This window comes from Halorubrum sp. Eb13, from assembly GCF_002252895.1.
Taxonomy (GTDB): domain Archaea; phylum Halobacteriota; class Halobacteria; order Halobacteriales; family Haloferacaceae; genus Halorubrum.
The window spans coordinates 1-22,018 of record NZ_NHPE01000038.1; the positions used below are offsets into that span (position 1 = coordinate 1).

General features: G+C 70.4%; 16 protein-coding genes, 1 tRNA gene and 1 pseudogene. 10 read left to right on the top strand and 8 right to left on the bottom strand.

The window, feature by feature from the left end:
• Positions 1 to 134 precede the first annotated feature (134 nt).
• The 6 genes from DJ75_RS04305 (at position 135) to DJ75_RS04330 (ending at position 4,049) form a co-directional block, all read left to right on the top strand.
• Positions 135 to 210 (top strand) — tRNA-Cys (locus DJ75_RS04305).
• A 263-nt stretch (positions 211 to 473) separates the two neighbouring features.
• Positions 474 to 1,259, top strand: a complete 786-nt coding sequence (locus tag DJ75_RS04310) for a cobalt-precorrin-7 (C(5))-methyltransferase (RefSeq protein WP_094522908.1) — start codon at positions 474 to 476, stop codon at positions 1,257 to 1,259.
• 101 nt (positions 1,260 to 1,360) lie between these two features.
• The gene (locus DJ75_RS04315; protein ID WP_094522910.1) at positions 1,361 to 2,209 is read left to right on the top strand and encodes a hypothetical protein; all 849 of its coding nucleotides are present in this window, start codon (positions 1,361 to 1,363) and stop codon (positions 2,207 to 2,209) included.
• Between the two features lie 136 nt (positions 2,210 to 2,345).
• On the top strand, positions 2,346 to 2,555 hold the full coding sequence (locus DJ75_RS04320; RefSeq protein ID WP_094522880.1) for a hypothetical protein: 210 nt from the start codon (positions 2,346 to 2,348) through the stop codon (positions 2,553 to 2,555).
• A 133-nt stretch (positions 2,556 to 2,688) separates the two neighbouring features.
• Positions 2,689 to 3,303, top strand: a complete 615-nt coding sequence (locus DJ75_RS04325; protein WP_094522882.1) for a VOC family protein — start codon at positions 2,689 to 2,691, stop codon at positions 3,301 to 3,303.
• The gene (locus DJ75_RS04330) at positions 3,300 to 4,049 is read left to right on the top strand and encodes an alpha/beta hydrolase (RefSeq protein WP_094522884.1); all 750 of its coding nucleotides are present in this window, start codon (positions 3,300 to 3,302) and stop codon (positions 4,047 to 4,049) included. Before DJ75_RS04325 ends, DJ75_RS04330 begins: the two co-directional genes overlap by 4 nt.
• A 58-nt stretch (positions 4,050 to 4,107) precedes the next feature.
• On the opposite strand, the gene DJ75_RS04335 is transcribed toward DJ75_RS04330, so the two are convergent.
• From DJ75_RS04335 to DJ75_RS04350, 4 genes are read right to left on the bottom strand one after another with little or no spacing between them, the layout of a single operon-like run.
• A complete protein-coding gene (locus DJ75_RS04335) occupies positions 4,108 to 6,171 on the bottom strand; it encodes a SpoVR family protein (RefSeq protein ID WP_094522886.1) in 2,064 nt (687 codons plus the stop codon).
• Complete coding sequence (locus tag DJ75_RS04340; protein WP_094522888.1) at positions 6,168 to 7,544, bottom strand: DUF444 family protein; 1,377 nt, start codon at positions 7,542 to 7,544, stop codon at positions 6,168 to 6,170. Before DJ75_RS04340 ends, DJ75_RS04335 begins: the two co-directional genes overlap by 4 nt.
• Positions 7,535 to 9,958, bottom strand: coding sequence for a kinase anchor protein (locus DJ75_RS04345; protein ID WP_094522890.1), 2,424 nt, complete (start codon positions 9,956 to 9,958; stop codon positions 7,535 to 7,537). The genes DJ75_RS04340 and DJ75_RS04345 overlap by 10 nt, the downstream gene beginning before the upstream one ends.
• Position 9,959: 1 nt before the next feature.
• A complete protein-coding gene (locus DJ75_RS04350) occupies positions 9,960 to 12,035 on the bottom strand; it encodes a PrkA family serine protein kinase (protein ID WP_094522892.1) in 2,076 nt (691 codons plus the stop codon).
• Positions 12,036 to 12,572: 537 nt separating this feature from the next.
• On the opposite strand from DJ75_RS04350, the gene DJ75_RS04355 reads away from it, so the two are divergent.
• Entirely contained in the window at positions 12,573 to 13,295 is a 723-nt protein-coding gene (locus tag DJ75_RS04355; RefSeq protein ID WP_094522894.1) for a DUF1028 domain-containing protein, read from the top strand.
• A gap of 26 nt (positions 13,296 to 13,321) precedes the next feature.
• Here DJ75_RS04355 and DJ75_RS04360 read toward each other — a convergent pair whose 3' ends face one another.
• Positions 13,322 to 14,167, bottom strand: a complete 846-nt coding sequence (locus tag DJ75_RS04360; protein ID WP_094522896.1) for an endonuclease/exonuclease/phosphatase family protein — start codon at positions 14,165 to 14,167, stop codon at positions 13,322 to 13,324.
• Positions 14,168 to 14,242: 75 nt separating this feature from the next.
• Positions 14,243 to 14,725, bottom strand: coding sequence for an RNA-binding protein (locus DJ75_RS04365; protein ID WP_094522898.1), 483 nt, complete (start codon positions 14,723 to 14,725; stop codon positions 14,243 to 14,245).
• A 238-nt stretch (positions 14,726 to 14,963) separates the two neighbouring features.
• Here DJ75_RS04365 and DJ75_RS04370 point away from each other — a divergent pair, with 238 nt between their 5' ends.
• The 3 genes from DJ75_RS04370 to DJ75_RS04380 all read left to right on the top strand — a co-directional run bounded on the left by DJ75_RS04370 (position 14,964) and on the right by DJ75_RS04380 (position 16,449).
• Positions 14,964 to 15,563: a 2Fe-2S iron-sulfur cluster-binding protein gene (locus DJ75_RS04370; RefSeq protein ID WP_094522900.1), complete on the top strand. Its 600-nt coding sequence runs from the start codon at positions 14,964 to 14,966 to the stop codon at positions 15,561 to 15,563.
• A 108-nt stretch (positions 15,564 to 15,671) separates the two neighbouring features.
• Positions 15,672 to 15,995, top strand: a complete 324-nt coding sequence (locus DJ75_RS04375; RefSeq protein ID WP_094522902.1) for a hypothetical protein — start codon at positions 15,672 to 15,674, stop codon at positions 15,993 to 15,995.
• A 127-nt stretch (positions 15,996 to 16,122) separates the two neighbouring features.
• Positions 16,123 to 16,449 carry a NifU family protein gene (locus tag DJ75_RS04380; protein ID WP_094522904.1) on the top strand — a complete coding sequence of 109 codons (327 nt, stop codon included), beginning with the start codon at positions 16,123 to 16,125 and terminating at the stop codon, positions 16,447 to 16,449.
• A 35-nt stretch (positions 16,450 to 16,484) separates the two neighbouring features.
• On the opposite strand, the gene DJ75_RS04385 is transcribed toward DJ75_RS04380, so the two are convergent.
• Complete coding sequence (locus DJ75_RS04385; RefSeq protein ID WP_176451418.1) at positions 16,485 to 20,375, bottom strand: glycoside hydrolase family 97 catalytic domain-containing protein; 3,891 nt, start codon at positions 20,373 to 20,375, stop codon at positions 16,485 to 16,487.
• A 142-nt stretch (positions 20,376 to 20,517) separates the two neighbouring features.
• Positions 20,518 to 21,913: pseudogene (locus DJ75_RS04390) on the bottom strand (DUF402 domain-containing protein).
• Positions 21,914 to 22,018: the final 105 nt, after the last annotated feature.

The window sequence follows — 22,018 nt, forward strand, 5'->3', positions numbered from 1 at the left end:
TAGGGGCGATTGCCCCACACAATTTTTTGGAGACGAGTAGCGCGAGCGGCCGGCAGAGTTGACCGTGGTACGACCCCGGCAACCGCGGTGCGACCGCTAGGCTTAAACGCTCGACAGCGGTACTTCCGATTAGCGCCAAGGTGGCAGAGTCTGGTCAGACGCAGCGGCCTGCAGAGCCGCCCAACGCCGGTTCAAATCCGGCCCTTGGCTCTCATTTTTTCGTTGAGCGGTGGGTGCGGGCGGCCTCGTCGAGCGTCGTCTGCGGTGTGTCTCACGGCGAGCCGAAGCGCGGTCGCCAAAGCGGAGTGACGCCGGCTCCCGATCCGAACGTATAGGCGGATCGGTGACCTCCGGGCCGACGTGGACGCTCCGACACGTCTCAGACGCGTCGACGGCTCGGGGAAACGCGCGTGTACGCGGACTACCGGGAGGGGTATCGGACGCGGAGGCGCGGCGATCGAACGGGGTGTACCGTGAGCGACGACGCGTCGTACGATCTCGACGCCGGGCCGGATCCGGCGGACTACGCGGCGTCAACACCGGAACCCCCGTCCGAGACCGGTGGACGCGTGGTCCGTGCCGTCGGCATCGGCCCCGGGAGCCCGGAGTATCTCGTTCCACGGGCCGAGCGGGCGCTCCGGGAGGCCGATGTCGCCGTCGGCTTCGAGACCGTCGTCGACCTCGTTCGCGGTCGTACCGACGCCGACTGGTTGACGTGCGGTTACGCCGACGAGGCGGCCGCACTGGAGGCGTTCGCCGAGCGGGTGGCCGGCGGGGAGCGGGGAGTGGCGGTGCTGATGGGCGATCCGAACCACTCGGGGTACCAGTTCGTCGGCAAGGCCGAGCGCGCCCTCGACGAGGCGGCGGACGACTCCGTCGGTCTCCGCGTCGTTCCGGGGATCTCCTCGCTTCAGGTCGCGGCGAGTCGGGCCCGGACGCCGGTGGAGGACGCGACGTTCGTCACGCTCCACAAGAGCGGCGGCCTCGACGACGACCTCGCTCGGCTTCGCCGAGACGCCGGCGATCGACATCTGCTCGTGCTCCCTCGTCCGTTCGACTGGATGCCCGGTGACATCGCCCGCGATCTACTCGACAACGGATGTGACCGATCCGACGGCGCGCTCGTCTGCGAGCGGCTCACCCGCGACGACGAGGCGATTACCCGGACGACCGTCGGCGAGCTCGCACGCCACGCCGGGGGTACCGACCGGTCGGACACGCCGTTCTCGGACCTGTCCGTGCTCGTCGTCCGCCGGTAACGTCGGGGCGGAGCGGTGGCGCGGTTCGACCGTTCCGATGGCTCGGCTTAGTAACCGTTATACACCGGGTGACCTATGCTGAAACCATGCAACGACGCGCTGTGGCCGTGTACGTCGCGCTCTTCGTGCTGATCGCGGGGGGAGCGGGAGTCCTCACTGCGACGGCCGATAGCCCTGAGATCGGCTTCGACAACCCCGATTTCGAGGTCTCGCAGAATGATCGGATCGAAGTGGACGGCGAGGAGTGGACCGTCGCCGAGATCACCGAGGTCGAGTCGGGCGGCGGCGGTGGTCACGGTGGCGGGGGCGGCGCTGAGACCTCGATCGTGGCGACACTCGAGCGCAACGTCACGGCGGACCAGTCCGAGACCTGGGCGAACGAGTCGACGGTTCAACTCGACGACCGGGAGTGGCGCGTGGAGATCACGGGGGACGACCCCAACAGCTTCACGCTCGTGGAGGTTCCCGATCGGCAGGCCATCCTCGAAAACGATCCGCAGGCCGACAACGAGACGGTCCAGCGTGACGACGGCGAGTACGTCGTCGTCACCGAGGACGGCGAGTCGACGCTCGTCCCGGCCGGAGAGTACTTCCCGGCCCCCGAGGAGCGGGCGTACGCCACGGGCGACTCCATCGAGTACGGCGACCAGAGCGTGACCGTCGACAACGTCACGGCGGATCAAGCGGTGCTCGCCTGGGAGGCGACGGAGACCGAGAGCATCGAGATCGAGCAGCACTCGCGGGTCACGATCGGCGAGACGGAGTTCGTCGCGCACTTCGCCGACGCCTCGACGCTGCAGCTGTCGAGCGACATCGAGGGGTACGAGGCGCAGGTCGCTCAGATCGACCAGTTCCAGCAGTACAGCAGCGGACTGACGCGCGTGCTCGTCCTCGCGTTCCTCTCATCCCTGCTCCTGCTCGGCGCGGCGTTCATCCCCTCGCGGTACTGATCCGACCGCGCGCGACTTCGGCTCCGCTCTTCGTTTCGTTCTCGTCTCTCGCCTCGGGGACGCCGGTCGCTTCGCGTCTCCCGCGGAGCGAGACCGCGACCGACACGGTATCCGTCCCGCGCTCGTTATGCGGGATATGAGTTCCACCCGAGGGAAGGTGCGACAGCTCGCTCCGCACTGGGCCGCGATGTTCCTGCTGATGATCGCCGCGCTGTCGCTCGTCGAGCGAGTCGTCGGTCCGATCGGACTCCTGCCCTCGGTGGTACTTGTGGTCGCCGTCGCGGTCGGCTACCCGTCCGTCGTCAGGGCGCTCGGCGTCGCACCGCCGGTCTGGCGGCGTTCCTGACTCGCCTCGTCGTGGAGGTCGCCGGCGATCGCCGACCTCGCGGACTCCGGCGTCGTACCGCGATAACACTGATGTCAGTCGATCACCCGGGGGTCCCTTTCCTTTTTATACGTGTTCGTCGCCTACGACCGGTATGAGCGACGAAAGCGCGGCTCCGGTCACGACGGAGCTTCCGGACGCACCGTTCCACACCAGCGGCACCGACCACATCACGGTCTGGGGAAGCAACGAGGCCGACACGATCGCGTTCTACCGCGACCTGCTCGGGATGCCCCTCGTCCTCCGCCAGCCGAACCTCGACGACCCGTCGCAGACGCACCTGTTCTTCGACACCGGGGACGGCCGCATCCTGACGTTCTTCGTGAGCGACGACCGCCCCTCGGCCCGCGGTCAGCGCGCCGGTACGGGCGCGGTCCACCACCTCTGTTTCAGCGTCGAGCCCGACGAGTACGAGGATATCATGGCGGCGCTAGCGGAGGCCGGCAAGGGGTACAACGTGTTCGACCGCGGGATTTTCCACTCCATTTACACCCAAGACAACAACGGACTGGTCATCGAGCTCTCCGCCGACAAGTACGAGATCCCCGACGACCGCAAGGGCGAGGTGCTCGCGACCGCTCAGCGTCTCCGCGAGGAGGACGGCGCCGACTTCGCACAGGACCGCCACATGAAGGGCGCCTTGGAGGAGCTCGGCCTGCCAGTGAAGAAGCACGACCTGCCCGACGCGGACGCGGGCGTCGGCGTATGAGCGGTCGGACGCCGTACGCCGGCGACGACCCGCACGGCGACGAGGAGCTGGTGACGACCGGGACGCCGGTCAGTGAGGCCGACGCCGCCGTCGTCCTCGTTCACGGTCGCGGCGCGACCGCGCGGAGCATCGTCGGCTTCGGCGAGGAGGTCGCCGGCGACGGCGACGTCGCGCTGTCGCCGGCGGCGAAACCGCCGGCTGTCAGAGAGACCACCGGTCTCTCACTACTCGCCCCCCAGGCCGCCTCCAACACCTGGTACCCGAACTCCTTCCTCGCGCCCGTCGCGGACAACGAGCCCGGTCGGAGCTCCGGGCTCCGCGCCGTCGGCCGCGCGGTCGAGACGGCGACGGACGCGGGAGTCTCGCCCGAGCGCGTCCTCGTCGCCGGGTTCTCGCAGGGCGCCTGCCTCGCGAGCGAGTTCGTCGCGCGGAACCCGACCCGGTACGGCGGGCTCGCGGTGCTGAGCGGCGGGCTGATCGGCGAGTCGGTCGACGTCGACGACTACGTCTCCCACGCCGCGGCCGCGGTCGACGGGGACGCCGCCCAGTCGCTCGGCGGGACCCCGGCGTTCCTCGGTTGCAGCGATGTCGACCCGCACATCCCGGAGGCGCGCGTCCACGAGACGACCGCGGTGTTGGAGGCGCTCGGCGCCGACGTCGACGAACGGATCTACGAGGGGATGGGCCACGGGATCAACGAGGACGAGACGGACGCCGTCGCCGCGCTGGTCTCGTCGCTGTCGTGAGGCCGGGATCGCCGCTGTCGTGCGGCCGAACGCGTCGCGTCGCGGGACGCGCCGCCCCTCACGCCAGCCAGTCGTCCGGCTTGGTGTCGTAGTCGACCTCACCGGCTTCGATTCGCTCGCGGATCTCCGGGTCGAGGTCGTGTTCGGTCACCTCGCCGCCGTCGTACTGGAAGCGCACGCCGATCTCCTCGCCCTCCGGCTCGGTGCCCCGGCGCTTCGCCCGGCGTATCGCCTCGTCGGAGTACTCGACGCGTATCGTCGCGAGGTTCACCGGGCGACCCCACAGTTCGAAGACGCGCTTCAACGTCTCTTTCGCGGACTCCTCGTCGAGCGCGACCCCGTTGAACCGGTGGCCGAGCAGGAGCTCGCCCCGGTTCCGGAAGTTACCGTCGAGTACGACGACCGTCGGCTTCCCGAAGTTCGTGAACTGCAGGAGGAGCTTCCGGCGGACGTCGTCCGCGTCGACGCTGGCGACGCGGTGCTCCTCGGCCGCCCGGCTGTACTCGTACGTGAAGTAGTTCCCCTCGCGGACGAACTCGTCGGTGAGGAACGCGTCGATGAACGTCACGTCGTTGTGGCTCTCCCGCACCTCCAGCATCCGGTCCCAGCCGGCGGTCCGGTCGACGTCGGCGAGCGCCTCGTCGACGGTCGCGTACCGGTCGACCTCGAACATGTACCGGGCGCGCTCCGCCAGCGTCTCCCGCGAGACGTTGCGCAGCGCGCCGCGGTGCTCCGGCCGCGAGAGGACGTAGTGTCGCTCGGCGAGCCCCTCGCGAGTGAGGAGCTTCCACGGGTACCGCTCGATGTCCGGGCCGGTTCCGGGACCGACCTCGCCGTCGTCGGTCCGGGCGGAGATCGCCCGGTCGACTGCCTCGGCGTCGACCCGCGGGTCGCCGTCGGCGGCGAGGTCGGCCAGTTCGTCGAGCGTCGCGGGTCCGGCGCCGGCGATCGCGGGGTGAGGTTCGAGCGCCTCGGCGACCTCGTCGAGGTCGATCCGCGAGTGGAAGTTCTCCGGCGTCACCCCCTCGACCCGGAGCAGTCTGTCGATCACGTCGCGACGAGCGGTCCGCAGCTCGACGTGGGTCCACAGCTCGAAGCCGAGCTTGTAGGGGTTGAGTCCGGGCGAGCCGAGCACCCGCGCCATGTGGTCCGCGTAGGTGAGGAACTCGTCGGGGCCGGCGAACCCCTCGCCGCCCATCATGACGGACTCCCAGTAGGTCGCCCATCCCTCGTTCATCACCTTCGTCGACTTCTGTCCCGCGAAGTAGTACGCCTCTTCGCGGATCGCGTCGATGACGGTCGTCTCCCACGGATCGCGGTCGACCGCCTTCCCGCTCTCGGAGTCGTACCGCTTCCCGTAGTCGCGAAGGAACGCGAGCACGTCCGGGCGCGGCTCCTCCGGCTCGACGCCCTCGCCGTGTGTCTCAAGCCACTCGTCGTCGAACACGTCGCGGCGCACCTCCTCGGAGAGGTCCAGCTCCGCGATCTGCTCTTCGACCGCCGCGAGCGGGTCGTCGTCGGGGTCGTTCACGTCCTCGGCGACTCCCGGGTCCTCGACCGACCGGGCGGCGTCGACCGGGCTGTGCTGGTCGATCGTGTCCTCGAGCGCGCTCACGGCGTCGACGAGGCGCTCGACCTCGTCGCGGTCGACGTCTGGCCGGTCGGCGATCGCGGCGATCCGGTCCGCGTTGCGCTCCAGCCGCGCCGCGGCGTTCGGCCCGCCCTCGCCGCGGTCGGCGTACAGCCCGAACCAGCCGTTGTTCGCGAAGAAGTCGGCGTGGGCCTCGACGTGCGTGATGACGGCCTTCTGGTCGGCGATCGAGTTCGACTCCTGGAGGAACGCGTGGCTCGGGTCGTCGTTGTTGACGATCTCGAACGCCTTCCCGAGCCCGTGGCGGTCCTTCTTGCGCTGTCGCTCGTAGTTCATCCCCCAGCGCCAGTGCGGGTAGCGCCGCTGGAAGCCGCCGTAGGCGATCAGCTCGTTCATCTCGTCGTGGCCGACCACCCAGTACCGGACCGGGTACGGGTCCAACCCGAGGCGCTCCGCGAGCTCGCGGGCCTCCGCGGCGGGCTCGTCGAGGGACGTCGCCTCGCGTTTCGCCTCGACGCGCTCGTCTCTCATCGGCGCTCACCCCCTCGGCCGGCGGTCGCGCCGCGGTCGCCCGTCGCGTCGTCAGACGACTCGGTGCTGAGGATCTCGTAGATGGCGTCGGTGACGTCGGCCGGTTCCGACACGCGAGCGACGGCGACGTTGTCGGTGTCGCCGAGGGCGCTCTCCACCTCGTCGGCGTGGCGCGCGTTCGGCGCGGCGCCGCCGGGCTGAGTCTCCACGTACGCGTGGAGGTTGGCGTCGATCGACTCCATCAGCGGGATCACCGAGTCGGTCGTGTCGCTGCCGGAGTTCTCCGAGTCGCCGGCCGCGAAGACGTAGCGGTTCCACTCGCTGTACGGGTACTCCTTTAAGATCTCCGCGACGAGCTCGTAGGCGCTGGAGATCCGGGTGCCGCCGCCGGACTGGATCCCGAAGAACTCATCGCGGTCGACCTCCCAGGCCTCCGCGTCGTGGACCACGTACCGGAACTCCGCGGCGTCGTACTTCCCCGTCAGGTACCAGTCCATCGGGGTGAACACGCGCTCGACCAGCTCGCGTTTCGTCTCGCGCATCGAGCCGGAGGCGTCCCGCACGTTGACGACGACGACGTTGCGCTCGCGCTTCTCGACCACCTCCGGGTGCCGGAACCGCTCGTCCTCCCGGCGGAAGGGGACGCTGTCGAGCCCATCCCGACGGATCCGGTGGCCCACGGGTTCGCGATCGATCTCGTCGTCGAGCGCGTCGAAGCTCTCCCAGCGGTCGAGCGCCGTCACGGGCTCGCCGCGCTCCTCGGCGAGGGTCGCCGCGGCGTCGGCGATCCACGCCCGCGACACGGGGATCCCCTTGTCGCGCGCCCAGGCGAAGGCGTCGTCCACGTCGGCGCCGGCGACGCGGAGCCCCTCGCGGACGTACTCCTCGTCGAAGTCGGTCGCGAGGTGGCGCTTCAACCCGCGCTTGAAGAACTCGTCGACGTCGAGGGTGCCGCGCGGGCCGGCGCGCGCGGTGTCGGTGAAGTCGCCCTCCACCTCCTCGACGACGCGCTTCCCCTTCGGCTCGAGGTCGAGCCCGAGCTCCTCGTCGAGCTCGCGCGCGAACTCCTCGGGGTCCATCTCGTAGTACTCGTGCTCGCCGCCCTCCTCACCGGGGTCGCCCTCCTCGTCGCCGTCGTCCGGGTCGGGGTCGACCGGCTGGCCGGGCTGCGGCTGGCCGTCTCCGCCCTGCCCGACGCCGCCGGCCTCCCGCCTGTCGTACTCGAACTCCGGGAGGTCGACGATCTTCACCGGGATCTTGACCCGGTCGGGCCCGGAGCGCCCGAGGTTGCCGTGGCTGATGAACTGCGCGAGGTCCTCGCGGCGCTGTTCGCCGACCTCGCGGAAGCGCTCGCGGTCGTCGGTCAGTCCCACGTGGCACCACCTCCGTTCCCGTCGCCGCGGTCGCGGCCGCTCCGGCGGTTCGCATCGTCCCCGCCGTCCGCGGCGAGGTCGGCCCACTCGTCGCGCGCGTCGCGCATCACCGCCCGGCTGGTCAGCTCGGCCGACGCGGGGCTGTACCCGCAGTCGACGAGCCGCTCGATCGTCGCCGCCTTCACGCGCTCCGTCTCGGTGTCGGCCGGCGGATCGGCCCACTCGGCCGGGTCGAGCTCCGGGAAGCGCCGCTTCACGTCGGCCAGGTCGTTCGCGTCCAGCACCTCCCGCAGCTCGGGGATCTCGCCGAGCTCGACGTCGTCGACGCTGAACTCGTCGCCGCGGTTCCGCCACGCGTAGCGGGTGAGCGCCCGGATCACGCGCTGCCTGCGGAACTCGGCGACATCCCGGGTCGGGTCGGTGCCGTAGTAGTCGTCCTCGTCGAACCGCCCGAGCGTCTCCGTCTCGAACACCTTCATCGCGAGGGCGTCGGGCTCCTCGGGACCCCGCTCCGTCTCCACCGGCTCGTCGGCGTCCCAGGCGTACACGTGCTCCACGTACTCCGCGACAGTCTCCTCCGAGACGGTCGCCTCCGCCAGCGCGGCGTCGATCACGTCCTCGCGCTGGTGCTCGCGGACGCGCTCGACGACCGGCGTCTTCCGGCTCTCGAACTCCGCGACCTCCGACCGGGAGAACAGCGGCGCCGCCGAGAGCCCGTCGGCCATCGCGTCGAGCACGTCCGTCGGCGTGACGACGCGCTCGACCGGCAGCTCCGGGTGGCTCCGGTCGGCGTCCGCCCCCAGCAGGTCGGCGACGATGTCGCGGGTGTACGTCACCGGGATCCCGTTTCGGCCGTCGCCCCCGCCGAAGTCGACGTCGTCGATCGTCAGCCGTTCGCCGTCGCCGTCGCCCGCCTCCCGTCGGATGTCTCCGGTCTCGTACAGCTCCGCCTTTTCGATCAGTCCGAAGTCGGGCGGGAGGTCCTCCGTATCGAGGCGGGTGGCGACCGCGTACAGCGCCGCCGCCCCGACCGCGTGGGGGGCGAGCTCGCGCTCGGTGACGGTCCCGTCGTCGTCGCGGACGTCGATCGTCAGCGCCGCGGCCCCGGGCTCGTCCGCCGGATCGCGAGCGGGATCGCCGCGTCCGTCCCGCTCCGACTCCTCTACTCCGTCGACGGTCGGCACGCCTCGCACTCCCCCGACCTCGCGGCGCAGCAGCTCCGCCTCCAGCCGCCGGTTCGTCAGGTAGCGGAACTCGTGGCGGGTGAGCCGACGCTTCAGCGCCTTCAGGGGGTCGGCGCCCTCGCGGTCGGCGTGGCGGTCGAGCTCGGCGTCGAGGTCCGGGTTCGAGATGACGATAAGCTGGGTGTCCAGGTCCATCCCGATCCCCTTGTCGAGTTTCACGCGACGCTCGTCGGGGACGTTGAGCAGCCGCCGGAGCAGGTCGGCGTGCTGGCTGGCGTCCTCGACGACCGTGGCGACGCCGTTCCCCTGCGAGAGCACGCCGTCGTAGCTGAACGCCTGCGGGTTCTTGCGCCCGCGCGAGTCGAGCTCGCGGAGCATGCCGCCCATCCACGAGCCGACGAGCCGCTCTTTCGGCGTCCCGTCGTCCTCGGCGTGGAGCACCCCGATCCCCTCGCCGACGTCGACGACGTAGCTCGTCACGCGGAGGTGGTCGCGGTCGGTGATAGCCGAGAACAGGTCCCGGCGCCCCTCGTCGCGGTACGCCGACTCCAGGTGGTCGTACGCCTCGCGGCTGAACGGGTCGAGGTCGACGTCGGCCGCGATCGGGTAGGCGTCCTCGTCGACGGCCTCGGCGATCGACTCGCGGACGTCCTCCGGGAACACGGAGAGCGGGTGCGCCTGCACCGGGCTGCGGTACCACGCGGCGGTGTCGCCGCCGTCGCCGTACGAGAGCCCGCTCCCGCCGCCGATTCCGCTCCCCGCGCCGGTGATGTTCCACTCCACGGTGTAGCGACGCCCGGCCTCCGTCTTCGAGAACTCTCGGAGCCCGTTCACGAGACAGCGCTTGAACTCCGACTTCCCGGTCGCGGTGGGGCCGTCGATCCAGACGATGGTCTCGTCGTTGCCGCGGCCCGCCGCGGCGGCCCGGAGGTCGTCGACGAACGCGTTGAGCGCGGCGGTGTTGCCGAGGACGGCGTGCTCGCCGTCGTTGAACGGGTCGTCGAAGAAGCGGTACCGCTCCAGTCGCTCGCCGCGCTCGCGGACCTCGCGGGTGCCCTCGGACTCGATCGCCGCGAGGACGTAGCGAGCCCCGGAGGCGGCGGCGACGGGGTTCTCCAAAACTCGGTCGACGTACTCGTCGAGGCTCATCGGCGGGTCGTACGCGCCTCGCAGGGTCTCGTCGGCCGCCCGGACGAACCCCTCGCCGTCGGATCGGTCGCGGTCGTTCATCTCATCCCCCGCCGTCCTCGATCTCCGAGCGGGCGACGGCGGCGCCCGCGTACTCTAACACTTCCGCCGCGCCGTCCTCGGAGTAGCCCCGGTCGACGAGTGCGTCGACCCAGGCGCTGCGCTCCTCGTCGTCGAGGTCGGTCGCCGAGACCAGCGCGGAGAAGTTGATGTTGTGCTTCTTGTCCTCCCATAGCTTGCGCTCCAGGGCGCGCCGGAGGCGGTCGTTCTCCTGCGGGTCGAAGCCGCGCCCCTCGCGGGCCCGCCGGGACACCCAGTTCGACACCTCCTGCCGGAAGTCGTCCTTCCGGTCCGAGGGGACGTCGAGCTGCTCTTCGACCGCCCGCATGAACGTCTCGTCGGGTTCCGTCTCCCGGCCGGTGAGCTCGTCGTCGACGGTGGCGTCGTCGATGTACGCCATCACGTGGTCCATGTACTTCTCGCCCTGTCGGCGGAGCTCGTCGACGTCGTACGCCAGCGCGTGCCGGACGTCCTCGATGGCTCGCTCGCGGTACTCCTCGCGGACGGTCTCGAGGAGGCGCTCGTAGCGGTCGAGGTCCTCGGCCGCGATGGAGCCGTGGCCGCCGAGGTTCGCCTCGAAGTGGTCGAAGACGGACAGCGGCGAGAGGTAGCCGCGGTCGCGGTGGGTGGCGTCCATGATCGCCTCGGCGATCTCGTCGCCGATGAACCGGGCGGAGACGCCGTCCATCCCCTCGCTCACGTCGGCCTCCTCGGCGGCGTCCTCGCGGAGCTTCCGTCCGTCGATCTCCTCGTCCTCCAGCTCGCCGTTGTACACCTTCGCCTTGTCGAGGAGGCTCACCGTCTCGTCGGTGGGCTCCTCTAACCGGGTGAGCACGCCGAAGAGGCCGGCCATTTCCAGCGCGTGCGGCTCGACGTGGACGTTCGGCACGTCGGCGTTGGCGAGCATCTTCTCGTAGATCTTCGCCTCGCTGTCGTACTCCAGCACGTACGGGTAGTCGATCCGCTTGGTGCGGTCGTTGAACGCCTCCATCTTCTCGTCGCCCGTCTTCTCGCGGTACTCCGGCATGTTCGTCCGGCCGACGATCACTTGGTCGATGTCGATCCGCGGGTTGTTCTTCGGCTTGATCGTCGACTCCTGGGAGGCGTGCAGGAAGTCGTAGAGGAACTCCCGCTGCAGCTTGAGCAGCTCCTCGCCGGAGAACAGCCCGCGGTTGGCGTTACAGAACGCCCCGGCGTAGTCGAACGCGCGCGGGTCGGACTCGCCGTAGACGGCCAGCTTCGCGTAGTTGACGTCGCCGGTGAGCTCCGTCTCGTCCTGGTTCTTCTTGTCTTTCGGCTCGAACGTCTCGATGCACTCCCGGCGGTTCTCGTCGGCGACGAGCCGGACGACCTCGACGTGCTCGTCGAGCACGCGCTGGAGGTCGTCGTCGTAGTGCGCGAGCAGCTCGTTCAGGTAGAACTCCGATGCCGGATCCGGGTGCTGGTCGTTCCGGAGGGTGTACGGAGCGTCGAGCCGCTCGTTGAGGTCCTCGATCACCGCCTCGCGCTGCGGGCGCGGGAGGAGCACGAGCGGGTCTTGGTTCATCGGCGAGCGCACCGTGTCGTCGCCCGGATCCTGGTCGTCGATCACCGAGCAGAGGTCGACCCATTGGAAGGTGTACATCCGGCCGGCCTCCTCGTGGGTGTACGCCTCGAAGTACCGGCGCGTGAGGTAGTCGAAGTGGGACTTCCCGGAGCCGACCGGGCCCAAGAGGAGCTTGATCCGCTTCTCGGGGCCGAGCCCCCGAGCGCCGGACTTCACCTTGTTGACGAACTCGTGGATCGCCTCGTGGACCTCGCGACCGTAGAAGACGTTCTCGCCGTCGTGGAGCGGGTCGTCGGCGGCGAGCGAGTACTCGACCACGCCGCGTTCCTCGTCGTACCGCGTACCGTAGTGGTCGAACATGTCGGCGACGCGCTGGTGCGCGTTCCGCGCGATGCGCGGCTCTTCGTACAGCGCGTCGAGGTACCAGTCGAACGAGCGGGGTTCCCGAAGGTCGTCCGGGACGTTCGTCCGGTACTCCTCGCTGAGCCGTTCGAGCGTGTGTCGTTCTGACATTGTATCACGTTTCTCGGACGGGCGAGGACCTCGCGGCCGGACCGGGAGTCCGGGTTCGGCCGGCGGTCGCGACCCGGCCGTCGGGCCGGATCCGCCGCGCGGACGCGCGGCTCTCCGTGCCGGAACGACGGCTCGTCGAGCCGCGAACGCCGCTGTCGTCGAGGGGGACCCGCCGCGGGTCACCGTTTCGCCCGTAACCGAGGCTATATGTATGGGAGGGATTCACACTCATAAGTGTGTCGGCGGTTCACACGTGACACGCGCCCGGGGACCCGCCCGCGGCTTGCGGTTTTCGCGTCCGTGAGGCGGCCGGAATCGGCACGCAGCGGACATAAAACGGGGGTGTGGGCGATCGGAGGCTGAGAGCGGTCGCGGCTGGAGGTCGAACCGAGTCCGCCGTCGGAGACCGGTTGCGGCCCGACCGACGTCCGAACCGGTTCGGTCTGGTACCGGTTCGACCTGGTACCGGTTCGGCCGGGAACCGGAAACGTCGCCCCCGGTGCGCAGTCTTTTGCCGGTCGCCGCCTCACGCCCGGTGTGACGTTCAGTATCTGCGTTCGCGAGCGGTACACCGACGACGACGGCGACGACCAGGTCCGCTACGGCGTGGCGGTGACCACCCGACTGCCGGGGGTCGGCACGCTGTGTCCGTTCGCGTCCGCGGACGGCGCGGTGGCGACGCAGTCGCTCGTCAACGTCGAGCTCGGCCGGAAGGGGATCGAGTACCTCGGCGACGGGCTCGCCGTCGACGACGCCTTGGAGGCCCTGTTGAACGCCGACGAGGGGAAACCGGAGCGTCAGCTCCACGGCGTCGACGCCGACGGGACCTTCGCGTTCTCCGGCGACGAGTGCCGCGACTGGTACGGGCACGTCGAGGGGGAGAACTACACCGTCGCCGGCAACCTCCTCACGGGCGAGGACGTGGTCGACGACACCGCGGCCGCATATGAGTCCGACGCCCACGGCGACGCCCCGCTCGCGGAGCGGCTGATCGACGCGCTCGCGGCGGGCCACGCGGCCGGCGGCGACAAGCGGGAGGACTTAGAGGTCCAGTCCGCGGCGCTCCTCGTCAGTAACACCGAGGAGGCGGTCGACGACCCGTACTACAACGACCTCCGCGTCGACGCGAGCGAGACGCCGGTGGCCGACCTCCGCGAGACGTACGAGACGGCGAAGCGCGGCTACGAGACGGTCTTGGAGAAGTACGCCGACGAGATGGACGAGGGCGACGCCGACGGCGACGGAGACGGCGACGAGTAGCCCTCGCGAGAGGCGCTCTCCGCCCCCTACAGCGACAGCCGCGTCAGAATCGGCAGGTGGTCCGAGGGGTACCGACCGCGGTCGTCGCGGTCGGCGAGCGTGGCGAACGCCGCGACGTCGAACGCCGGCGAAACGAGCGCGTGGTCGATCCGACGACCGTCTATCAGCCGCGCGAAGTCGGTGAGGCTCGTCTCCGGGCCGTGTCGGAGGTCGGCGACCGCGGCGGCGTCGCGGAGCGCGGGCGGGTCGTCGCTCGGGGTCTCATGGCCTCGGGAGTCCGCCTTCGGGTCGTCGCCGAGAAGTATCCGATGCGGGTCGGACCCCGGCGTGCAGTTGAGGTCGCCGACGAGAACGGTCGGGCTCGATCCGCCGGGTTCGTCGGCGGCTCGCTCGCCCATCTCGGGGAGTCGCTCGCGGAGCAGCCGTGCCGACTCGCGCCGCGCCTCCGCGCTCACGTGGTCGAAGTGCGTGTTGACGACGAGCGGTTCCGCGGTCCCGTCGACGGCGCGGACCCGCGCCCACGTCGCGATCCGCGGGTGGGCGGCGCCCCAGTCGGTGGACGGCCCGCTCGGCGTCTCGGAGAGCCAGAATGTGCCGTCGGCGACGACTTCCCAGCGGTCGGACCGGACCGCTATCGGACACCCCTCGCCCTCGCCGCTCGCCGACCGCCCCCGTCCGACGAACTCGTAGCTCGGGAGCCGATCGCGGAGGTCCCGCCGCTGCTCCGGAAGCGGCTCCTGAAACGCGGCGACGTCCGGGCGGTGGAAGCGGACGAGTCGCGCGACTGCGTCGCGGCGGTCGTGCCAGGCGTCGTGGTGGTCGCCGCGGTTGGCGTAGCGGACGTTGTAGCTCAGTACCCGAATCGCGGTCATAGTCGGGGGAATCGTGGGCGAGGCGATTAAAAGGGAGGGAACGCGACGCCGCTCGGTCCGCCGACCGAACCGCGCCTACGCCGAGAACTCGTACAGCTCGTCGCCGACGTGGTGGATCGACTCGACGACCTTCCCGCTGTCCCCGACCATCTCGTCGCCGTCGACCATCGCGCGGCCGACCGCGAGCACCTTCTCGTGCGTCTCCTCGGCGATCACGACGAGGTCGCCCTCGCGGATCTCCGAGTCGGCCTCGACGATGCCGGGTCGCATGACGTCCGCGCCGTCGGAGACGAACGAAATCGCGCCCGCGTCGACCGTGACGATCCCGGTCTTCGGCTCGTAGTCGTTCGCGCCCCGGACGGTGAGGAACGGCTCGTCGTCGTCGACGTAGAAGACGGCCGGCTCGCCGTCGACCAGGACGAGTTCGTAGTTCGCGTCCACGAACTCGACGAACTCGAACGTGTCCCCGTCGATGTCGACGCCGAGGTGGTCGGCGACCGCCTCGCGGATCGCCGCGATGTCGTCGCTCCGGAGGTGGTGCCGCGATTTCACTTTCATGGGCGTCCCGTCGACCGCTCGGCCGATAAATGGTCCGCTCCGCGGCGTGAGTGGGGGCGTACCCCCGCTCAGCGTCCCGCAATCTTCCCGGGCGCGCCGCGGATCTCCCGCCGAGCGCGGTGATATTCACCGCGCGCGCCGCGATCCCCCCGCCGGTCATGCCGATCCCCGCCCTCGGGGCTCTCATGCGGTTGGACCGATCAAAACGGCCTTAAGCAACCTCTTCATATCGGTTCGTATGCTCAACCCGCTCATCGCGAACGTCGCGAACACGCCCGCGATCGTTCTCGGGGTGATCGCGACGCTGACCGTCGTCCTCGTCACCAGCCTGAAGGGGACGGGGTGGGACCCCACGACCGACATCTCGGACGAGATACTCGAACGCCGCGCGTCCGCGGTCCCCGAGACGGACTTCCCGGAGCCCGGTAACCGCGCCGTCGGCGGCGGCGGTGGCGGCGGCGCCATCCCCGCGGGCGGCGCCGAGGGCGAGGAGGGCGAACTGGAGGACGGCAGCGCCGTCAGCGCCGGCCCCGCCGACGTAGAGGAGGTCGAGCAGTTCGAGGTCGAGTTCGTCAAGCAGGGGGAGACGGTCGAGCTCTCGAACGACCAGCCCATCTTGGACCAGGGCGAAGACGAGGGGTGGGACCTCCCGTACGCCTGCCGACAGGGCCAGTGCGTCTCCTGTGCCGGGCACATCACCGACGGCCCCTCGGAGGACTTCGTCGAGCACGACAACCAGCAGATGCTCGAGGAGGCCGAGATCGACGACGGCTACACCCTGACCTGCGTGGCGTACCCCCGCGACTCCTTCAGCATCGAGACGGGCGAGGCACCGTAGTCCGTCCGGCGGACCGCGATCGCCGTCCCAGATCGAGCACACCGCGTTTTCTCCCTCTTCTCCGCCCGCTCGCGACACCCTTTTTCCCGTCTCGGCCGAACGACTGGTATGGCAGTCACCACGGTCCTCGGCGGCGGCGCCGCGCTCCTCGTCGCGGCCGCGGCCGCGCTCGTCTACCGCGACGCCGCGCGCGTCGGGGTGGACCTCGGCTCGCCGCCGCTGTGGGCCGGCCTCCTCGTCGTCACCTCCGGTGCCGCCCTGACCACCTTCCTGCTCGTCCCCGACGCGCCCCTCCCGGGGGTGCTCGTCCTGGCCGCGCTCGGGCCGCTCCTCTATCTCCTCGAACGCGACGACTCCATGCACGGCGACGATCCCGCCGACCCGACCCGCCTCCCGAGCGAGTCGGAGCGCGCGGACGACTCCGAGGAGTGACTGCGGCGTAACTGGGAACGGTTTCGATATCCCTTCCCGAGGGATCGACGGTGACACAGTTCGTTTCGTCGGTTCGAACCGCTCGGAAACCGCAAGCTTCCATAGGCTCGGGTGCTAACTCTCGCCAATGAGCGACGAGAGCCTCGCGGACCGAGTCGAAGAGTGGATGGTCGGACAGATGCCGATCATCCAGATGCACGGCGGAACGAGCGTCGTGCGCGAGGCGGACCCCGAGAGCGGCGAGGTCGTCGTCGAACTCGGCGGCACCTGCTCCGGCTGCGGCATCTCGAACATCACGGCCGACAACATCCGCCGCGACCTGATCATGGACTTCGACGAGGTGGACAACGTGACGGTGCGGACCGCTTCCTCCGGCGATCAGGGCGCCTCCACCGTCGAGGGCGGTCGCGGCGGCGAGCTGAAACACGAGACCGAGTCCGCGAACCACTTCTGAAACGGATCGGTCCGCGGCTCTCTCCGTTCGCTACCTCACAGCGACGTGAACGGCAGCGTCGCGAGCGAGTCGGGACCGTAGTCGAGCGCGTCGGCTTGGGACGTTCCCTCCGGCGTCGCCAGGTCGATCACTCGCGGCGCGTTGTCGACTGCGCCGTCGCGCGCGCCGCCGAAGACGAACGCCTCGGGATCAATCGACACCGCTCGCAAGCTTCCTCGGTCTTCTGACCCGACGATCGGCAGCACCTCCCAGTCCGAGAGGTCGGCGCCGCCGACCACCGACTTCGGTATCGAGACCACTGCCGTGTTCGACTCGAAGCTGGCGAACACCTCCGGCGTGCCGAGGCCCTGTCCGTCGGCGTCGGTGATCCCTCTGCCGAAGCCGCTCGCGTCGACCCGGTACTGCCACGGATCGGCGAACTGAGCCGTGAGGTCGAGGTCGCCGAGCGCACTCGTTCGTCCGCCGTTCGCCTCGGGATCGCGGAGGTATACGAGGAAGTAATGCGGCGAGAAGTCGCCGCCGAACGTGTCGTACAGATTCTCGACCTCGAAGGCGAACCGGTACTCGTCCTCCGTCTCCAAGACGCGGAACGAACGCAGGTCAAACGCGCCCTCCTCGAAGTTATCGCCGGTGGGATAGACGTACTCGCCGGGCCCGTTGTCGTCGCCCTGCGGATCGCTGATCTCGGCGACGATATCGCCGGGTGCGACGGTGACGCTCCCCGATGCCAGCTCGTCCCCACCGTCCGGCTCTCGGACGACGATATCGAACGTGCCGATCCGCGAGATCCGGAAGCCGATCTCGACCGTCTCGTCCGTCGCGTTCGGCGGGAGCCGGACGTTGCCGAGCGCCTCCACCTCGTCGTCGACGAGTATCTCGACGTTCGTCCCGCCGACGAAGCCGGCGTCGTTGGAGCCGGTCGCGGTGATGAACGCTTCGTTGAGGTCGGCCTCGTCCGCGATATCGACGGTCAAGTCCTGCTCCGGCCGCTCGTACTCGGGGAGCCGGTTGATCTCGGCTCCCCGCGCCGGGCGTAGCCTGACGGCCGTTCCGCCGCTCGGGGCCGTCGACGCGAGCAGCGTCGTCTCGGGGTCGACGACCGCCTCGTCGATCCGGACGCCCGTCGGGTCGGCGTCGACGCCGGCACCGAGCGCGTCGGAGTGGATCTCGGCGACGTACTTCGGACCGCTTCGACCGTTGCCGTTCCCGCGTCCGTTGCCGTTCTCGCGGCCGGGCGCCTCGCCCGACTTCCCGGGAGCGAGGAACTCCAGCGGGACGTCCACGGCTCGGCCGTCGCCGTTCGTCATGACGCCGACGTACCACTCCTCGTCCGCCCGGCGCGCGATCGCGAGGTAGTCCCCGATCGCGGAGCCGACGACGCGGGTCTCGTCCCAGCCGGCCGCCGGGACCGACTCGATGAACCCGAACTCCGGTTCGGCGTCGAAGTTCTCCGCGTCGGGGGTGTACCCCTCGTACTCGGCCGGAATCGGGGAGGAGCCCCCCGGCTCGGTGACCGCGACGGCGTTGAGGTTGAAGCCGCCCACGTCGCCGGTGAACCCCTCTTCCCCCTCGGCGTAGTCGAGCTCGATCGCGATCTCGTTGTCGCCCGCGTCGAGCTCGACTTCGGTCGCGAACAGGTCCCAGTCGTCCCAGTAGTCGGTGAAGTCGGGCTCGATCGTCTCGGTCTCCCCGTTGACGCGCAGAGTCGCCCGCGGCGCGCCGGCGTCGACGACGCGTCCCGCGTTCTCCTCGGGCGCGCTCGCGTACCGGAGGCGGAGGTCGTACGTCCCGGCCGCGGGGACGTCGCTGACCGTGAACGAGACCGACGACCCGCTCGGGGCGCGGTTCGGGTCGACGGCGACGAAGTTGGTCCCGAACGCGTTCCGCCACGAGTCGTCGGTGACGAGGCCGTCGATAGCGCCGGCGGCGGCCTGGAGCGCCTCGCCGACCGCGAACGTCTCGTCGACGTACCCCTCGATCCGGTCGGCGGCCATCTGGAGCCCGCTGAGGTACGTCGGGTACATCGCGAGCTGCTTCGCGCGGGTGGTCTGGATCTGGTCGCCGCGGTCGTCGCCGAAGGTGAGATCGAAGATGCCCGGCTGGAAGCTCACCGGACCGGCGAGGTTCCGCGTGAACGGGAGCGTGACGTGGTGATCGCGGCCGACGTTCGAGCCGAGCTGGCCGAAGCCGTCGTACTCTTGGGCCTTGACGACCTCGCGGTTCGCCACGTTCGGGTAGGTGCGGATCTCGCCGGTCGGCTTGATCCCCTCGTGGATCTCCAGCAGCTGGCGGTCCGCGGCGGCCTCGCGGATCACCAGCCGGTGATGGTTCACCGCGAGCTGGTTGTGCTGGTTGTGCGTCGGCTCGGAGCCGTCGCCGTCGATGCCGAGGCCGGGGTCCGAGACGTAGCCGTTCTTGATCGAGTTGATGCCGACGTCGTCGTACCCCGCGAAGACGTCCTCGTCGAGGATCGCTCCCTCGTAGTTCGGGAGGTTCCCGGCGGTCTCGTTGTGGATCGTCATCTCGACGGGCTCCGGAAGCGACGCGCCGAAGTCGGTCACCTCCCGCACGTCGAAGTCCGGGTACGAGTCGTCGACGCCGAACCCGAAGCCGGAGCCGTCGCCCGGATAGGTGCTCCATCCCTCGTTCCATCCCTCGACGAGCACGCTGTCGATCCCGTTCTCGCTCGCGAACCGCATGTACCGCTTCATCCGCTCGGTCCGGGCGCCGTGCGTGTAGGCGGCCGGGTTCCCGCCCCCACCGGCGATCTCGTCGTCGGTCCTGTACTCCCAGTTGGCCGACCCGGCGATCATCGTCCACCAGATGCCGACGTACTTGCGCGGCTCGATCCAGTCGGTGTCGGGCTCCCCGCCGGCGGTCGGGAGCGCCGACTCGTCGAGCGGGTCGGAGAGCAGGGGGACGAGCTGCGACTCGATCAGTCCGCCCGGTCGCTCGACGACCTGCATCGTCCGCCACGGCGTCGCCGCGGGCAGTTCGAGCGAGGCCTTCGTCCCGTCGGGGAGGGGCGTCAGCGCCGTGGCGAACTCGGTCCCCCCGTCGTCGTCGCGGGGCGCGAGCGTCGTCGCGGCGTAGTCGTCGAGGTTCGCCTCGTGGACGCTCAGGTAGGCGTCGCCGGCGTCGACGGTCAGGGGCGTGTGCGCGCCGGTCCGGATCGGCGTCCCGGTCGGCCGCGTCTCGCGGGTCCCGCCCGGAATCTCCGAGAGCGGCGTCTCCGCGTACTCCTGCTCGAACCGCGGGTTCGTCACCTCGTTGCGGATCCACCACGCGTCGTAGTCGTCCGCGAACGCGACGCCCGTGTTCTCCGACTCGACCACCGCCCGCTCGGCGTTGCTCGCGAATCCCTCGCCGAGGACGACCCGGAGCCCGAGCCCGTCGTCGAAGACGCGGACCTGCAGGGTGGCGGCTCGGCCGTCCACCGCCCCGTCCGCGCCGGGGCCGTTACCCCCGTCCGATTCCCCGTCCGTGAGCCCGATGTGCAGGGCGTTGTACTCCGCGGATACCTCCTCGAATGCGCCCCACACCGGCTCCCACCGCTCGGTGGCCGCCTCGCGCTCGGTGCCCGTGACGGTCAGGGGGACGGCTCCCCCGTCGGCCGCGCTCGACGCGCCGAACGAGGCCTGATTCCGGAAGTCGAACCCGAGCGGCGACGGCTCGACGTACGTCGTCCCGCCGCGAGCGACCTCGTAGGTCGGGACGCCGTCGGCGACGTCGACGGTCACCGCGATCGATCCGTCCGGCGACTCGACCGTCTGGACCGGTCCGTCGGCGTCGTTCGCGACCGCCTCGGCGTCCGCGGCGGGCACCTCCCGCGAGTACGCGGCCGCGGCCACCAGCGCCCCCACGCCGCCAAGAAATCCGCGACGGCTCGTCTTTCCAAATCTGTGCTGTGATTCTTTTTCGCGCATTGTGATCTCGCCATGAACGCGATGTTTGTTAATGATATTGTAACGAACGAGAGGTGTTTCATCCGTACGCATTCGAGTAAAAAATACGCGAACCAACGCGTTCGGACCCGGCGTCGAGTCGAGGGCGGCGACGGCTCGTCGGCTACAGGGCGTTCTCTAACGCGGACGCGACGCTCCGCGCCTTCTCCGCCAGCGGCTCCGGCACGTCACCGGCCGCCTCCGCCTCCCGCAGCTCGTCGTCGTCGACGCGCTCGACCCGACCGCCCGGGTGCTTCACCACGTCGACGTGGAGGTCAACGTAGCGGGCGGCGTCGGGGAACACCTCGACCGGGGTGCAGACGTTGACGTAGGTGCCGCGAACCGTCCCGTCGCGCCCGCGGTACGTGGTCGGGTACCACCACCGGCCCTCCTTCAGGCTCGTCTCGGCGACGTCGCCCGCCTCGCGAGGGGTGCCGAGCCCGTCGTAGCTGCCGCCCCCGGTCATCTCGCGCTCGACCGCGACCGACCCGTCGGCGTCGACTCCGGTCACCGTCGCCTCGCCGAGGGTGATCAGCCTCCCGTCCGGCTTCCCGTGTTCGAGCCGGAGTGCGTCGCCCTCGCTCGGACCGAACGCGTCGGTCACGACGCCGAACGGGAACTCGGCGTCCGGGTCCGGATCGCAGAGCGCCTCCGCGAGGTCGACGCCGGCCGAGGCGTCGGCCGACCCCGCCTTCACCCGGTGGTGTCCCGGCATCGTCGACGTCGCCTCGCGGCGCCGGTCGTCGAGCGCGAACCGGCTCTCGCGGCCGAACCACACCCAGACGCCCGCGTTCGGCGACGCGATCGGCTCGTCGCGGAGGAGGCCGGGGTCGTCGAGGACGCCGATCCCGCCGGCGGCGTCGACCGCCTCGTCGAGCCCCTCCGCGGCCGCGACGGCGCGCTCCAGCCCGGCCTCCAGCGTCTCCGTCCCCGCGTCGACCGCGGGGGGCTTCCAGACGGCCCGCCAGCCGTCCGGCGGCTCCAGTCCGAGGAGGTCGAGCATCCCCGAGAGCTCCCGCGCGGCCTCGTCGTTCCGGACGTCGACCCTGGTGCCCGACCCCGGTTCGAGCGCGACGAGCCCGCCGCCGGCGCGCAGCGAGCCGTCCAGCCCCGGACGGCGGTCCGTCCACGGCGCCGCGGACTCGTCGACCCGCACCCGGACCGGGTCGCCGGTCTCGACGCGGTCGTCGACGCTCCCGTACGGGAGGTACCCCTCGGCGGTGGCGTCGTCGCCGCCGCCGACCCGGAGCCGCACCACCGCCCCGCCGCCGAGCGTCTCGGTGACCTCGCCGTCGAGGACGGTCCCGGGCGGCGTCGGGTCGGTCCACGCGAGCGCGTCGCGTCCGACGCCCGCCAGCCGCTCCCGGAGCCCGGCCACGGTCTCGGGATCGCCGCGGACGCCGACGCCCTGTCGGTCTCCCGTCGTCTCGATCCGGACGTCCGGCCTCGTGGCCCGCGTCGAGCAGGAGTCGCGTCAGCGCGGTGGCGTAGACGCCCCGGACGCGGACGGCCGCGGTCACAGCTCCTCCGGGTCGCGGGCGAATCGGACCCGATCGTGGACCGTCTCGCCGAGCGAGAGCTCGACGAGGACGGGGCGCTCGCCGCCCTCGTCGGCGGCGTCCTCG